This is a genomic window from Sphingobacterium athyrii, from assembly GCF_003071065.1.
Taxonomy (GTDB): Bacteria; Bacteroidota; Bacteroidia; order Sphingobacteriales; family Sphingobacteriaceae; genus Sphingobacterium; species Sphingobacterium athyrii.
Genome location: NZ_QCXX01000001.1, coordinates 703,641 through 718,859 on the forward strand (window position 1 = coordinate 703,641; position 15,219 = coordinate 718,859).

The 15,219-nt window shown below is 41.2% G+C and carries 15 protein-coding genes; 6 read left to right on the forward strand and 9 right to left on the reverse strand.

Annotated elements, in window-relative coordinates; all coding sequences use genetic code 11:
• Positions 1 to 110: 110 nt before the first annotated feature.
• A complete protein-coding gene (locus tag DCO56_RS03195; RefSeq protein ID WP_108632286.1) occupies positions 111 to 758 on the reverse strand; it encodes a response regulator in 648 nt (215 codons plus the stop codon).
• The gene (locus tag DCO56_RS03200) at positions 745 to 2,667 is read right to left on the reverse strand and encodes a tetratricopeptide repeat-containing sensor histidine kinase (protein WP_181390438.1); all 1,923 of its coding nucleotides are present in this window, start codon (positions 2,665 to 2,667) and stop codon (positions 745 to 747) included. Before DCO56_RS03200 ends, DCO56_RS03195 begins: the two co-directional genes overlap by 14 nt.
• A gap of 160 nt (positions 2,668 to 2,827) precedes the next feature.
• Between DCO56_RS03200 and DCO56_RS03205 the strand changes: the two genes are divergently transcribed.
• From DCO56_RS03205 to DCO56_RS03225, 5 genes are all read left to right on the forward strand, one after another.
• Positions 2,828 to 3,568 (forward strand): hypothetical protein, encoded by a 741-nt coding sequence (locus DCO56_RS03205; protein ID WP_108632288.1) that lies wholly within the window; start codon positions 2,828 to 2,830, stop codon positions 3,566 to 3,568.
• Positions 3,569 to 3,741: 173 nt separating this feature from the next.
• Complete coding sequence (locus DCO56_RS03210; protein ID WP_108632289.1) at positions 3,742 to 4,485, forward strand: DUF6683 family protein; 744 nt, start codon at positions 3,742 to 3,744, stop codon at positions 4,483 to 4,485.
• 520 nt (positions 4,486 to 5,005) lie between these two features.
• Positions 5,006 to 6,049: a LacI family DNA-binding transcriptional regulator gene (locus DCO56_RS03215; protein WP_108632290.1), complete on the forward strand. Its 1,044-nt coding sequence runs from the start codon at positions 5,006 to 5,008 to the stop codon at positions 6,047 to 6,049.
• A 91-nt stretch (positions 6,050 to 6,140) separates the two neighbouring features.
• Positions 6,141 to 7,451 carry a Gfo/Idh/MocA family protein gene (locus tag DCO56_RS03220; RefSeq protein WP_108632291.1) on the forward strand — a complete coding sequence of 437 codons (1,311 nt, stop codon included), beginning with the start codon at positions 6,141 to 6,143 and terminating at the stop codon, positions 7,449 to 7,451.
• Positions 7,452 to 7,464: 13 nt separating this feature from the next.
• The gene (locus DCO56_RS03225; protein WP_108632292.1) at positions 7,465 to 8,217 is read left to right on the forward strand and encodes a 3-keto-disaccharide hydrolase; all 753 of its coding nucleotides are present in this window, start codon (positions 7,465 to 7,467) and stop codon (positions 8,215 to 8,217) included.
• An 86-nt stretch (positions 8,218 to 8,303) separates the two neighbouring features.
• Here DCO56_RS03225 and DCO56_RS03230 read toward each other — a convergent pair whose 3' ends face one another.
• From DCO56_RS03230 to DCO56_RS03245, 4 genes are read right to left on the reverse strand one after another with little or no spacing between them, the layout of a single operon-like run.
• Positions 8,304 to 9,149 (reverse strand): hypothetical protein, encoded by an 846-nt coding sequence (locus DCO56_RS03230; protein ID WP_108632293.1) that lies wholly within the window; start codon positions 9,147 to 9,149, stop codon positions 8,304 to 8,306.
• Complete coding sequence (locus DCO56_RS03235) at positions 9,146 to 9,529, reverse strand: GntR family transcriptional regulator (RefSeq protein ID WP_108632294.1); 384 nt, start codon at positions 9,527 to 9,529, stop codon at positions 9,146 to 9,148. The genes DCO56_RS03230 and DCO56_RS03235 overlap by 4 nt, the downstream gene beginning before the upstream one ends.
• Before the next feature lies 1 nt (position 9,530).
• Complete coding sequence (locus tag DCO56_RS03240) at positions 9,531 to 10,346, reverse strand: hypothetical protein (RefSeq protein WP_146190967.1); 816 nt, start codon at positions 10,344 to 10,346, stop codon at positions 9,531 to 9,533.
• The gene (locus tag DCO56_RS03245) at positions 10,330 to 11,181 is read right to left on the reverse strand and encodes an ABC transporter ATP-binding protein (protein ID WP_108632296.1); all 852 of its coding nucleotides are present in this window, start codon (positions 11,179 to 11,181) and stop codon (positions 10,330 to 10,332) included. Before DCO56_RS03245 ends, DCO56_RS03240 begins: the two co-directional genes overlap by 17 nt.
• Positions 11,182 to 11,914: 733 nt before the next feature.
• On the opposite strand from DCO56_RS03245, the gene DCO56_RS03250 reads away from it, so the two are divergent.
• Positions 11,915 to 12,391, forward strand: coding sequence for a hypothetical protein (locus tag DCO56_RS03250; protein WP_219929295.1), 477 nt, complete (start codon positions 11,915 to 11,917; stop codon positions 12,389 to 12,391).
• Here DCO56_RS03250 and DCO56_RS03255 read toward each other — a convergent pair whose 3' ends face one another.
• From DCO56_RS03255 to DCO56_RS03265, 3 genes are read right to left on the reverse strand one after another with little or no spacing between them, the layout of a single operon-like run.
• Positions 12,392 to 13,168: an enoyl-CoA hydratase/isomerase family protein gene (locus tag DCO56_RS03255; RefSeq protein WP_108632298.1), complete on the reverse strand. Its 777-nt coding sequence runs from the start codon at positions 13,166 to 13,168 to the stop codon at positions 12,392 to 12,394. It abuts the gene before it with no gap.
• A 7-nt stretch (positions 13,169 to 13,175) separates the two neighbouring features.
• On the reverse strand, positions 13,176 to 14,015 hold the full coding sequence (locus DCO56_RS03260; RefSeq protein WP_108632299.1) for a hydroxymethylglutaryl-CoA lyase: 840 nt from the start codon (positions 14,013 to 14,015) through the stop codon (positions 13,176 to 13,178).
• Positions 14,016 to 14,024: 9 nt separating this feature from the next.
• Positions 14,025 to 15,170, reverse strand: coding sequence for an acyl-CoA dehydrogenase family protein (locus DCO56_RS03265; protein WP_108632300.1), 1,146 nt, complete (start codon positions 15,168 to 15,170; stop codon positions 14,025 to 14,027).
• Positions 15,171 to 15,219 lie beyond the last annotated feature (49 nt).

The window sequence follows — 15,219 nt, forward strand, 5'->3', positions numbered from 1 at the left end:
CGAATGATTAGCGTATATCCATTGCTTTTGATACCAAAAGAATGAATGGAGAATTCGAATACGTAACCGATAAACGAAATATGCTTAGCGATAATATCATTCCAGGAGAATTACCTCGGAATAATACCGCTTTCCCTTGCTTTATTAACAGCAGTCAGAATATTTCCTGTTTCAAACTTGTGCAATAGTGTGGCCCGATGTGTTTTTACTGTAAGCGGGCTGATAAATAAATCCGCTGCTATTTCAGCAGATGTCTTACCTGCCGCCAATAATTGAAGTATCTGTTTCTCCCTTATGGTGAGCTCCGGAATTTCCTCTGGCTCGCTAAGCACGGCCATATCAAAATTCTCTTTCAGCTCACTGCTCAGGGTAATCTTTCCATTCAGCGCATCCTGCATACAGTTTAATATATCGCACGGATCTGCTGTCTTTAGCAGATAACCGCTGGCACCACTTTGCAGCATCTGCTTGATAATGCTCCGCTCACTCAGGTTGCTGAGCGCAATTATAACAAGATCCGGATAAGACTTCTTCAGTTCCTTGCAAATACTTATTCCGTTTCCGTCAGGTAGCGTGATATCCAGCAATACCAGGTCGACCTCGATCATCCCCAAACAATCCGATAGTGCCTTTGCGGAACCAAACTGCCCTACCAGCTCCAGCCCATCATTTCCCTGAATGACATTTTTAATTCCTTCGATAACCAGCGGATGGTCATCAACGATGATCACCCTGATATTTCTGCTATTGTCCCACATACAATTCTATATTAATATTGGTACCTCCATCTGAGCTGTCTATTTCCATTTTCCCGTTCAACAGATCCACACGGCTTTGAACATTTTTCAACCCACGGCCGTGTTTGGGGATACCATCAATCGAAAACCCCTTGCCGTTGTCTTCCACAGTAATAAAGAAATATTGGTCCGACTGGCTGCACTGCACAATAACTTTTGAAGCGTCAGCATGTTTCACTGCATTGTAAACAAGTTCCTGTATAATACGATAGATCATGACCTTCACTTGAGGAGCAAAATTTCCCTCCAAATCAAAAGCTTTGAAACTGATCCTAAGTCCGGGAAGCATCGCTTCATCACAGAGATCTTTCAACGCCACTGCAAGTCCCGATTGCAACAGGGACTCGGGCATCATATTCCTTGCGATCCGTCTCAGCTCATTTACCGAATGTCCCAAGCGGTCAATACTCTGGTCCAGATCCCTTCGCTCCAATTGTTTTTTTTGGGACATAAGCTGTGAAAGATTAAGTTTGATGGCGGCCAGCATACCACCAAGCCCATCATGAAGATCCCGCGCCAACCGGCCGCGTTCGTTCTCCTCTCCTTCTAGAAGAGCCTTACCAAGCTCAATACGCTGTTGCTGCTTCAGGTGCTCAATTTCTCTGGCAGTCCTCGCTTTTTTATTACGGAACCAGAAATAGAAAAAAAACAGTATAAAAATCAATGCCGATACTGTTATATATACAATGATCCGTTGTCGGTTTGTACGCTCCCGCACCAATATCAGTTCCTTTTCCTTTTGTACATAATTGTACCTCGCTTCCAGATCAGCTATTTTTGCTTTTGTTTCCTGTGCGTACATTTCCTCAGAAACATCCCTCTGCTTGCGCATCCATGTGTACGCTTCCCTGAAATTGCCCATAACTGCTTCTATTCCGGCCAGATCGTCAAAAAGAACCTTCTTATCTGTTATCAATTCTATAAAGCCGCCATTATACATGCCCAGCAATACTTCTTTGGCTTCTTTCCACTTGTGCTCTGCTTTGAAAAGCTCAGCCTTTTGATAAAGCAACAGCCTGATATCATAACGGTTTCTAAGTTTTTGTGCAATTTTCAATCCCTTTTCTATTGTCTGCCCAGCCTCATCCCATCGTTTGAGCCTTATCAAGTACATACTTTCAATCGCATGAAAGTTGGGCGCATAAAGTGACTGTGGATCCTGTTGTAAAGCGTTGGATGCGGCCCTAATATTGTTTCCTGCCTCTTCAAGCTTTCCCTCCAAGAGATAAACCTTTGCCAGATGGCAATAAACATCAACTTTTCTGAGATCCTTTGGCGCCAACCTTTCAAATATTTGTGCAGATTTTTTTAAATAGAGAATTGCCTTTTCATATTCGCCGTAATTCATGAAAGGCAGTGCCACATTCGTATATCCGTCAGCCACGCGTAGGCTATCACCTCCTTTTGCTGCAAGAGGAATTGCTTCGTTCAGAAATAGCTCAATATATCGCCTATTGTCCCCCTTTAATTGTGCCAGCACGCCTATATTCGCCCAAGAGCGGCTTTGGTAAATATAGGATTCCGAAGTGCGTACCTGTTCCAGTCGCTGTATAGCGGCGTTAAAGGCCTTTGCTGCATTTATCGGTGAGAAGTCCATATATACCCGACCCATGTAAAAATATCCTATGCCTTCCAGAAGCGGATCGCCCGAGGCATATTTCAGCCCCTGCCGGATGACTGTTATTGATCGTGCTGTATCGGAAACAGCGAGCTGATCACCCCATTCGTAAAGCAGTGTGGCTTTTTGCCTATCGGAGGTTGATTTTTCCAGCTGCTGACGGATCCTGTCCGCCTGAACAGAAGATTGCCCATGTAGCCGTACCCCAAAGACAAAAATTATGAACCAGAAAAATAAGCTCCTCAATGACATACGCATCAATAACAGTCTCCGTGTAATATTAATAAAATATTCAGATATCCAACCACCTGTAACTCAAAAATACTCCTTAAGGAGTATTGCTCCGAAAACAAATTGGAAATAATTTTGATTATAGAATATCTTTAGCGAATAAACCTTAAAAAGCATAGATATGGAAAAGAAATTTTTCGTTGTTTTATTGATGTTGATAGCTAGTCAAGTGGGAATTACACAGGTTTTTTCTGATCAGCTTATGTTTCTTCAAAGCCAAACGCAGTTTATGACGATTCAGAGCCAGATATATAGTGATATGTCTAGGCAGAATATCGAACGTGACGAAGCGAATAGAAAAAAAACGGGCACAAGCAGCTCCTCCAACGTTGATAGAAGCAAAAGCTTTTCTTACACAGGCAATAAGGCTATCGTTGATAGGGTGGAAAAGGAGATCATATCTCGACTGAACATAAAAAACCCTGTGTCCGGAAAAAACCTCGAAATAGCATTAAACGGTACCAAGCCATATTCCAAATATATTGCTGCATTTAAAGCGCTGGGGCTTGACCCTGAACACGACTATGCAGATGTATTCACAGGTTATATGTTAGGCATGTGGCGGATCGCAAAACGTATGTCGAATAATCCCACAAAAGAGCAGATCCTCGCTGTACGTAATCAGGTTGTCAACCACCTTGATATTTCGGGACTGAATAACCGGGAGCGACAGGAAAAAGCGGCCTACCTCATTTATGACCTGATTTTTGCTAATGAGGCATATGAAGGTTCAAGAAAGACAAATAATCGCAAGCTATTGCAACAGGATTCTGATGCGGTACAGCAGCGCTTCCTCCGGGAAAATAAACTCGACTTACGAAGCATGACCATATCCGCAAATGGATTAACGAATAAGAATTAGAACGATTAAAATTTATGGCTATGAAGAAGCTATTCTATATCGGGGCTGCAATTACATTTCTGTTGAGCACATGCAATAAAAGGGATCATACTCCAGAACCTGATGGAGGTGGTTCATAATCCCTGCCGATGGAATAGTTTACAAAGTTTGAACCGATCAAAAAAATAGATACCATGAAGACCAAAATTACAGCAATACTTATTGCAATCTTTTCCACCCTGTTCATAAGCAATAAAGCAACTGCACAGATAGGCAATCCGGGGCTTATGTATCAGGGCGCTTTTAACAATGCCATGTTCCTGACAACAAAAAGTGCTATAGAACGTGGCATGAAAAATAAACAGTACAATGATACCCCTGTAAAAAGTCGCCCGTCGGGTAAGGCTGCTTCCGGGATGAATTTTGTTTCATCTGCTACGGTACAGGAAAAGGTGCTAGGGCTCATCGCATCAATAACCGCCAATGGAGACAACAATAAGGCCAGGTCCGCAGCAAAGACGATAAAGGACGCAGACTTTATGGGGCAGTTCGAAACCATACTCCAGCCCTACGGGTTTAGCAGATACAATATACCGGATGTCTTCACCGCCTTCATTTTACTTTCCTGGCAGGCAACCAGTGGTAAGGAGATCGGAAATTACCGCCAAGGAATTGAGCTTTTCAGAAACCAGATACATGATGCTATGGGTAATAATACCAAGCTCGTGCAGCTCACCAATGACCAGAAACAAGAGATCGCAGAAATACTGTCCTATATGGCCATGTTTTTTACATACGCCGCCAAGGAACAATCTAAAAATGGTGATACTGCTTCTTTGCTGACAACCAGACAAAATATCAGGCAGGCTGTTATTCGTGTATCTGGAATAGATCTTTCACAATATACCTTTAACAATAATGGCCTAATTGAAAAATAGCTTATTATTTCTCTAAGCCAGTTAGCAGAATCGGGCGATTATAGGGCGTTTTCCAAGCTTATCTCCCTTACCAAATTATAGCTTCTACGGACGCTTTATAACAAATAAAATCTCCAAATGAAATTAAATCCTTTGGAGATTTCAAACCAAAATCTTTTTGATTTTACCTTTACATTTTTTTGTCAAGTGCTTTGTTCAAATCTCGATCGAATTGTATAGCTAATTTTTCGCGCTCGATGTCGAATGTTTGTATCCGTTCAGTATTTCAGTGGTATGGAAGTTTTTTTATCAATTCTTTGAGATTCCTAATGATTGTGAACTACGCATTTGCGACTAATTTTCTTATGCCCCGGATTTGAATTACCCCAGAAATATTTTTTTTTATCTTATCTTTATAATTTAATAATTCATCATCTGAATACAATTAGACCTGCAAAGCAGCATGCATAAAAACAATTCGATCTCTATTCCGTAGTGAATGGAGCGGGAACGATTATAAGAAACGGAGAGGAAAGAGAACATGAAAAGAGTCACCTTAAAAGAGATTGGAAAGCAATTAAACCTTTCACCGGGCACCATTTCCAAGGCGCTTAACGATAGTCATGAAATCAGTGCGGAAACAAAAAGAATGATCCTAGCTTACACCAAAAAGATTAACTATATACCAAACTTTTCTGCCAAAAGCCTGAAAACAGGACGTTCAAATACCTTGGCTATTATTGTCCCTTTTATTTCCAGCTCATTCTTCTTTGATTTTTATGAAGAAATCTCACTTATCTTATCACAAACAAATTACCAATTAATTTTATTACAGACCTTCAACGACGAGAAAAAGGAAAAAGAAGCATTGGAACTCTGTGTGCAGAATAATATTGATGGTATCATTATTTCTCCTGTAAAAAATGATTCCAGCCTATCGTTGTTAATGTACATCATGGACCAAATATGTCCGATCATTATATTTGACCGAATAAATCACCAACTTGATACCTTTAAGATCGGTATACAGAATAACAAAGTGATTTATCAGGCCACGGCGGAAATGATAAAAAACGGTCGCAAAAACATTATTCTGTTACTCTGTAAAGATATCGGAGGAAATGCCACTAGAATTAAAGGCTACAAAGATGCCCTTTTTAACAGCTCTATTCCCTACAACGAAGATAATATTGTTGAAATATCCTATTCAAGCCCTAAAGATGATATTGATGCGGAACTCGAACGAAAAATAAGCGCTTTATTAAGCAGCCCAGTCCCTCCAGAGGCACTTCTATCTACCACCGACACGCTATCATTAAAGGTCTTACATATTTTAAATAAACTTAAGGTAAAGATTCCTGAAAACATGAATTTAATCGGATTCAGCAACACGCCCTTTGCGAATAGCCTGAACCCGTCTTTGACAACGATTGCTCAGCCCACACGCCTCATGGCTGATAAATCAGTGGAACTGTTACTGGAAATGCTGAAAAAAAGAAACAAAAAAAATTATTTTGAGTTTGAGACTTATTTTTTGGACTGCCAAATAGAACACCGAAAATCAACCTCTGCATCCCGAGAATAAATAACAAGATTTTTACATCAATTGCATAAAACAGTCTTGTAACAAACACTTTATCTTATTATAATTATATTCATAACCATAAAATATAAAAATGTCACTTCATTCGGATAACCACCCAGAACACAATTCAAGAAGGTCCTTCCTGAAAAAATCCAGTATTATTGCGCTCGGAACTTCACTACCGACCTCTACCCTGCTATCTTTTACGGATCAATCCAAAGATCAGGTTATTAAAGTAGGATTAATAGGCTGTGGCGGCAGGGGTACCGGTGCAGCCATACAAGCTTTACAGGCCGACCCGAACTGCCAGATTACTGCAATGGCAGATGTTTTTCAGGATCGCATGGATGAATCTTACGCTGCTTTAATGGAAGTCCGTCCGAAACAGGTAAAAATAGACAAAGGAAACAAATTTTTGGGATTCGACGCATACGAAAAAGTCATCAATAGTGATGTGGATGTCGTCTTGCTAACCTCGCCCCCAGCATTTAGACCACTTCATTTAAAAGCTGCCGTTCAAGCAAAAAAACACATCTTCTGTGAAAAACCGATGGCGGTCGATATCCCCGGATTACACAGCGTCCAACAGTCGGTAAAAAAAGCTAAGGAATTAAATTTATCGCTTGTCTCTGGTTTTTGCTTCCGTTACGACCTCCCAAACCGGGCTACATTTACCAAGGTACTGGAAGGAGCGATAGGCCAGGTAAAATCAGTCAGCACATTTCGGTACGGTGGCGAAGCAACTTATATCGAACCTCGTCCGGAATGGAATAAAATGACACAGCAAATGAGAAATTGGTTTTATTACAACTGGCTTTCGGGTGATTTTATTGTAGAACAGGCGGTACATAGTCTAGACATGATGTCTTGGGCCATGGGCGATGTCATGCCCATCTCCGCAATGGGTACAGGAGGCCGACAAGTCCGCATAGATCCAAAGTATGGAAATATCTATGATCATTTTGCCATTGAATTTAAATATGCAAATGGCGCAATCGGAACGCACTTCTGTCGACAACAAGCCGGAACCACGCCAAGGAACTCGGTAAGTATGCTCGGAACCGAGGGTGTCGCTGAAGTCGTGATCGGCGGAAAGCATACCATATCCGGGAAAGTAGGCTGGGACTACACCGGCACAAAAAACAACATGTACCAGACACAACATGATGAGTTGTTTGCGTCAATACGAAGTAACAAACCAATCAACGATGGCGAATGGATGAGCAACAGCACCCTCTTGGCGATATGGGCGCGAATGGCCGGCTATACAGGCCAAAATTTGACTTTTGACCAAGTAATGAATTCAAAAGAAAACCTTGGTCCTGAATTAGCCTCCTATAATTGGGAACTCAATGTCGATGGTCCGCCAATTGCCATTCCGGGGAAGACGAAATTTAGTTAAGTAATAAAACCTGATGAAAAGACTCATTTATACTATTTTCAGCATCTTATTGCTTAACAATAGCAACCTCATAGCGCAAACCAAAACCTTATTCGATTTTGGTCAGGAAATCCAATGGGAAGATTGGATATCAAATAAGAAAAACTCAAAAACAATACATTGGATCAATGTCAATACGGATCCGGACACTTGGCTTATCAAGAAAGATCTGCTCATCTGCAAAGGAAAACCAATAGGTGTTATACGCTCCACAAAGCAGTATGAAAACTTTATGATTGAGGTTGAATGGAACCATCAGTATGCGGGCGGTAATTCAGGAATTTTCGTCTGGTCAGACGCAAAACCCGACCCGTCGGGTAGACTTCCCGGAGGCGTCGAAGTACAAATGCTCGAATTAGATTGGGTAAATCAAAACCTTATGGATGGAAAACAGGCACCGATCGCCTATGTACATGGCGAGCTTTTTGGCGTAGGCGGTGTCACAACAGTTCCGGACAATCCCAGAGGCACACGCAGCAAGTCCATTGAAAATAGAGCTAAGGGAAAAGGCGAATGGAACAAATACACCATTGTATGTATTGATGGCACCATTAAATTAGCGGTCAATGGAAAATTTGTCAATGGCCTACGTAATTCAACCATTAAAAAAGGCTACCTCTGTCTCGAATCTGAAGGATCAGAGATTCACTTCCGTAATTTCAAACTCATCGAACTGCCCCCCGGTGTCACAAGTGATCAGCAGGTTGTACCGAGCGTCAACCCATAATCGTTAATACAAAAAAGGTCAACATCCCCACGGAGGGAATGTTGACCTTTTTTACCAGATACCTACAACAAAATTAGAAAATCTTGCTATTTGATCAGACCCCGTAGCGCATGCACGGGCAAATCTATTTTCGTATCGTTTGATAGATTTCCTTGCAATGTGTTCCACTGCAAGCTATCCAGCCGAACAGAAGATACCCCTTCCGTCTTGATATCCAACACATCAACTTTGGACTTATCCCCCTTTCTATTGAAATAGATCTCCGAATTCTTAGCAAAAATATGAGCTGTCTTGTAATCAACACGTGGCAATCCCAGCATCGTATTCGTTGCCTCAACGAATAAATGATTGACAGGAGCCGTATTTTTGTCATCGCGGTATCCAAAATCTTCGATATGCGAGTTTGTCAAAATCAAATTAAGCGTATTTATCGCAGTTTCTCCGCTTAATGAAAGACTTTCAATGCTATCACCGACAATGGTAATTTTATCCAGCTTCGCCGAGAATTCATTCACACCGGTATTTTGCAATTTTAATAGGCTCAGATCCGGCGCAAAAACATAAACAGATTTGTAATATCGATCACCACCTTCCAAAAAATTCAGGGTAAGGAACCCGTCTCCATCCACCTTTGCCTTTACAAAATCAGCCTGGCTCTTATTGATCTTTACCAGAAACTTATCGCTTTTTACCAGGTACAGATTTATCCCCCTCGCATCCGAACCGAGTAGCTGAAGCTTGTCAAATTTCCCGACTGGGAAGGATCGAAAATAAACATCCTTTGCATCTGCGCTTGACACTTCTTTGTCCATCTCCGCATGATAGACGTTTGTATCTACCCGATTGGTCCTGACAATATAAGAGGCCACCAATGTTGGAACGGCAAAAAGGATTATTGCGAGCCCTATCAATAATTTAGTACTTAATTTCATGATTCATTTTGATTAAAATTCTGTTCAACAAACTGTCTGTAACGTTGCTCCAATTCACTTAGACCAATTTCCAATAAATAGATATTCCGAAAGAAAGGTGGAAGATCCTCTTCCAAAAAAATGGTCTTCCTGTAGGATTTAACCTTTTTGACAGAATCTTCGGTCAGGAAGAAACCGATCCCGCGTTTATTCGCGATAATCTCCTTCTGCTGCAGTAGATCGTATGTCCGCATAACGGTATTTGGGTTCACCTCCAGCTGAACGGCCAGTTCCCGTACGGATGGCACCTTGTCATTCGTTTTCCAGGTCTCCATTAAAATATGATCACATACATATTCCGCAATTTGTAGATAAATCGCTTTGTTGGCATTAAATTCCATATTAAATCTCCTTCTCTTTTAGCCTTAAAAAGGCAAGCCCCCAGAACATCACTGTGAGCACTATTCCTGCAGCGGTGATTAAACCAAAAATGTGATAGACATCTGACCAATAATTATCATCCATACGCTGCACGGTGTTCTCCGTTTGCGTTTTCATCAGGTACACAAAAAAGCATATCCAGATCACGCAGTAAAGAACGAGTGAGATGGCTGTTTTGATATATTGATAATTCTTAAAGACAATACCACCCAGTAAAAATACCCCATTCAACAAGAATGGTAAAAAACATAAATAAAAAACTCCTCTTGGGTAATCCATACTAAAATAATATGACCAAAAATCCACGGTAACCTGCTCACCAAGCGAATTTACCTCGGTTCTTATGGCTGGGCCAAAGCCACGTAAATAAGAGACAAAGGCCAAATCGATCAGGTAATAGATCAATAAGTAAGAACTGATGCTAACGACCACCGTATAGAAAATCCCCACCAGAAATTTTTCCAGTCGGGAGGCCGGTATCATCAATTCAAAAATTGCTTTTGTCTTGCTTCCGAGATCCGCAAAATAGCTACTCGAGATTACGGTCACAAAAAACATCCCTAAAACACAAAACAACGGTGATCTAAAGTTCAACACCGAATAAACTTGGACAGATTCAGTTTTTATATCATTATAATTTGCACCGATATTGAACGCATAAAAACAAAATATAATGCCTGCTATCACCCCAATTGCCATCAGATAAATTCGTCCAAAACCGATCCATTGCCTGCGGATCAGCGCAAAAAAACGGGCTGTATTAAATAGGTTTGACATATTCATCGACGTTAATAAGATTTGTAATTTTTTCCTTCTGCGCCAATACGGCATTGAACAGCAACTCCAGATCTAGTTTGGAATCCTCCCCCAGTGTATTTGGAAGAATCGCATTGAAACCTCCAAGCGCTTCTTCCGCATGGAGCACATCAAAAGACAGCTCTTTCATCTTTTTGAAACAGAGTTTATCAGTAATCAGGTTAATGGGTGCATTCAACGCAACCTTATGCTCATCAAGCAAAATGACCGCATCAATCAAGTTATCCAGATCACGCACCTGATGGGTCGAGATAATTACACAACGGTCGTCTGTAATAGCCGAAGCCATAATTTTACGAAATTGTGCCTTAGAGGGAATATCCAGACCATTTGTGGGCTCATCCATGATAATGATTTTCGTATTGGAAGCCAAACCAAAGGAAATAATGTATTTTTTCTTCTGGCCATAGCTCATCTCCGCCAATTTTTGTTCCACCGGAATTTCAAACTCATTGATCAGGCGATAAAAATATTCTCGGTCAAAATTTGGATAAAAACCAGCATTGGCTTTTAAAAATTGTTCCGACTTTACTGCGGGCAAATAAAACTCCTCGGGAATAAAACTGATCTCCCGCAACAGCGAAGGTTCCCGTCGATTTGGGTTATGCCCCAAGACCTCGACATGCCCCGAAACAGGAAACACCAGACCGGCCATGTTCTTAAGCAAAGTAGACTTGCCCGCCCCATTCTTTCCAAGTAATCCGTAAATATGCCCCTGCTCCAATGTGAGATCCATATGAAGAAAGAGTGGTCTGGATTTACTATAACTGAAATTTAGATTTTGGATAGTAATCATACTACTGTATTATTTAATTAATACACTAATATAGACACTAATTTCCCAAGTTTCCAAAAATTATTTTAAAAAAAATAACGCTTTCAAAGTTTAAGGGGATCGATGGCGTACTTCCTATAAAACCCAAACTCACGAAGAAAAAACAAAACAAATACTTTATATAAAACAATTTATAACAATGAATAATAATGTATTAAATATTAACATTGCGAAATTCATAATGAAAAAAATAGAATAATCACACTTGATTTGGCTTACGAGCTAAAGTACATTCATCGAAAAAAAACTCATATAAACCCCGTAGAAAGCGTTCGTATTTTTTTCAACAAAACACCCACATGCGTACTAAAAATAGCTTAAAACGCTTAAAAAGCACGTAAAACAGCCATAAACACCTCAACCCTGTCTCCTTAGTTACAATTTGAGATATTCAATAGGAATTTTGAGTCGAACCGTTCAATTTGCAAATACAAAAAACACATTTGTAAGCCAAAAAACGACATTAACCTTAAGTTAATAGGAGGCACTATTAAAATTTAAAAAATTAAAAATCAAATGAATAAAAAGATTATATAAACATAAAAATCACCATACATCTATCCTATTTACTTCCCTATTTCTTCGACCAATGTTAACACCGGACACACGCTTTATTTCTCAGACCGATCTATTTACCGCGGTTAAATTCGGACTACTGATGTGATTTTTTTCATTTTATACGCATCTTTGCCATGTGATGACTTCGATTTACCCTTTCATTTTGGCACTGCATTCCACCTGGCGATGGATTGTTTTGATTATTTTTATAAGTAGTTTACTACGTTTTACTTATCAAAAAAAGAACAAGCGTAGCTTCACCCCTACTGATAATCTCCTAAAAAATTCGGTTATTTTCACGTTTTATACACAGGCATTATTGGGTATCATACTCTACATATTAAGTCCGATCACACAGTATTTTCTGACTCATTTTAACACAGCCGTACACTTGAGACAGATTCGTTTTTTTGGAATGGAGCATAGCAGTATGATGCTTCTCGCGGGCATATTTCTACTCATCGGTAGTCTAAAAAGCAAAAACGCCGATACGGATGATCGACGTTTTAAAATACTATTAATCTGGTTTGGCCTTGCTTTACTGATTGCCCTGAGTTCTATCCCCTGGGAATTTTCCCCGTTGACCAGCAGACCAAGCTTCCGTTCGTTTTGATTAGCTATTCTTCCAATGCCCTTTTCGTTTATCGCGCATTGCTGCCATTCCTTCCTGGAAATCGGCTGTCTCGCGAAGCTTGGCGAGCTCATCCAGCAGAAAGGCATAGTTATCCGCCTGCGGATTTTTTTTCAAGTGACGAAGCGCCTCAAAACCCCTTGAAATAGCCAAGGGTGCATTCGCTACAATAGCGTCTTTCAAGACTTCCAATTCAGCTTCCCCAGGTTCCAAAACTGCATACAGCAACTGCTTTTCCAAGGCTTCCGCGGCGGAGAAGGATCCCCCACGGATACAAAGGTCCATTGCTCTCCTTTCGGGCATATATTCTAGCAGCAAAGCCAGCACCTGAAATGGAAAAAGCCCAATCTTCACTTCAGGCAGTGTAAACCGCACATCTGGCGTAGCAAACAAATACGTACAGGACAGTGCTATCAAAAATCCGCCCGCAATAACGTCACCCCGAACCACACAAATGGATGGCTTATTTAGCTGCGCAAACAATTCGGCCAGCGACTTCCCTACTTTTGGAATACCGGGATTTCCGATATCTACCGTAGGATCTTCGAAAGCCTTTAAATCCATCCCTGCGCAAAATACCGGCCCCTCAGCTTCGACCTGTACCAAACGAACCTCTGGATCACTGTTAGCGACTTCCAGGGCGTAAGCAATCTCACTGACCATTGTTGGACTAAAGGCATTCCTTTTCTCTGGCCGGGCAAGGATCAATATAAATACATGCTGTTCGCGACGTATCTTTATGAAGTTTAATTTTTCCATGATTTATCTACAAGATCATTTGTCTGAAACTGTCTTCCAAGCGTGCTCTTTCGGTCAGGCTACCTCGACCGAAAAGATCCAGTAAAATTTCAGAAGGGATATTTCCAACCAGGTCATCTTTGGCAAAAGGGCATCCACCATATCCTAATAAGGCCCCTTCAAACTTACGGCAACCGGCATCATAGGCCGCACGAACCTTCGCAAGACTATCTTCCCGTTTTGCGTGAAAATGTGCACCAATGGCTAACTGCGGATATCGCGTCCGAACAAGACCATAGAGATCGGTAATCTGTGCCGCATTCGCCTCAGAAGTTGTATCCGCCAAGGAGAATTCCGTAATACCAAACTGCATGAGCTTATCAATCCATTCCTCAACCAGTACCGCAGACCAAGGATCGTTATATGGATTGCCAAACGCCATACTGATGTAGACGACCAGTACCTTGCCATGGGCATCAGCCAATGCCTTCATTTCCTTCAATTGCTGATAAGATTCTTCCAGTCCTTTATTCGTATTCCGCAACTGAAAGGTTTCTGATATCGAAAATGGGTAACCTATCAAATCTATTTTTGCCTCCTGAACGGCATCCTGAACTCCCCTCAGGTTGGCGACTATTGCCAATAACTTTACGCGATCATCTTTTTTAACTCCGGCCAGCACTTCTTTGGTGTCAGCCAACTGGGGTACTGCCTTCGGAGAAACAAAGGAGCCAAAATCTATCACATCAAACAGACCACTCTCAATCAACCTATTGATATGTTTAATTTTCTTATCCGTTGCAATAAAATTATGCAATCCCTGTATAGCATCCCGCGGACAATCGACCAATACAACCTGATCTTTCATACGGTATAATTAAATATCTTTTTCAATTTCCCGGGCAATCACCATCTTTTGAATGCTGGAAGTCCCCTCTCCTATTGTACAGAGTTTGGCATCGCGAAAGAACTTCTCTGCGGGATAATCTTTCGTAAACCCATACCCTCCAAAAATCTGCACAGCTTCATTGGAAACGCTTACTGCTGCCTCCGAAGCATATAATTTGGCCATTGCACCAATTTTAGACACACGTTCGCCATGATCTTTGAGATAACCAGCCTGACGGGTCAGTAGTTCACTGGCCTCCACTTGAGTAGCCATATCTGCCAAGGCAAATGAAACGGCCTGAAAGTCGTAAATCTTCTTTCCAAATTGCTCTCTTTCATGTGCATATTTTAGCGCACATTCATAGGCTCCCCGGGCAATACCCAGCGAAAGCGCCGCAATAGAGATCCTACCACCGTCTAAAAGTTTCAATGCCTGCACAAATCCTTGCCCCTCCTCACCAATCAGCTGATCGCGGTGTATTCTACAGTTGTCAAAAAACAGACATGCCGTTTCTGAAGCACGCATGCCTAATTTATTCTCCTTTTTTCCTGCCGTAAAGCCAGGAGTGTCTTTTTCAACGATAAATGCAGACATTCCCTTTTTATCGCCCTTTTCCCCCGTGCGTGCAATCACAACGGCAACACTCGAGCTAATGGCGTGCGTAATAAAATTCTTTGAACCATTCAACACATAGTAATCCCCATCCCTTTCGGCAAAGGTGGTCATACCACCGGCATCCGAACCGGACCCCGTTTCCGTAAGTCCCCAGGCACCGATCCATTCTGCTGTAGCCAGCTTTGGAAGATAACGTCGCTTCTGGTCTTCATTGGCAAAACTCAAAATATGATTGGTACATAAGGAGTTATGCGCCGCAACCGAAAGTCCAATCGATCCACAAACTTTGGAGATTTCATCCAACACCGTGATATACTCCTGATACCCCAGGCCCGAACCTCCGTATTCCTCGGGAACGATAACGCCCATGAAACCATGTTCACCTAATTTTTTAAAAACTTCTATTGGAAATATCTGGGCTTCGTCCCATTCCATCACATAAGGTTTGATATGATGCTGTGCAAAATCACGTGCACTTTGTCTGATCATATCCATTTGTTGTTTATTTTCAATAAACATAAGCATGAATATTAAATTTACAATCGGTAATACAATTCAAATATATCAA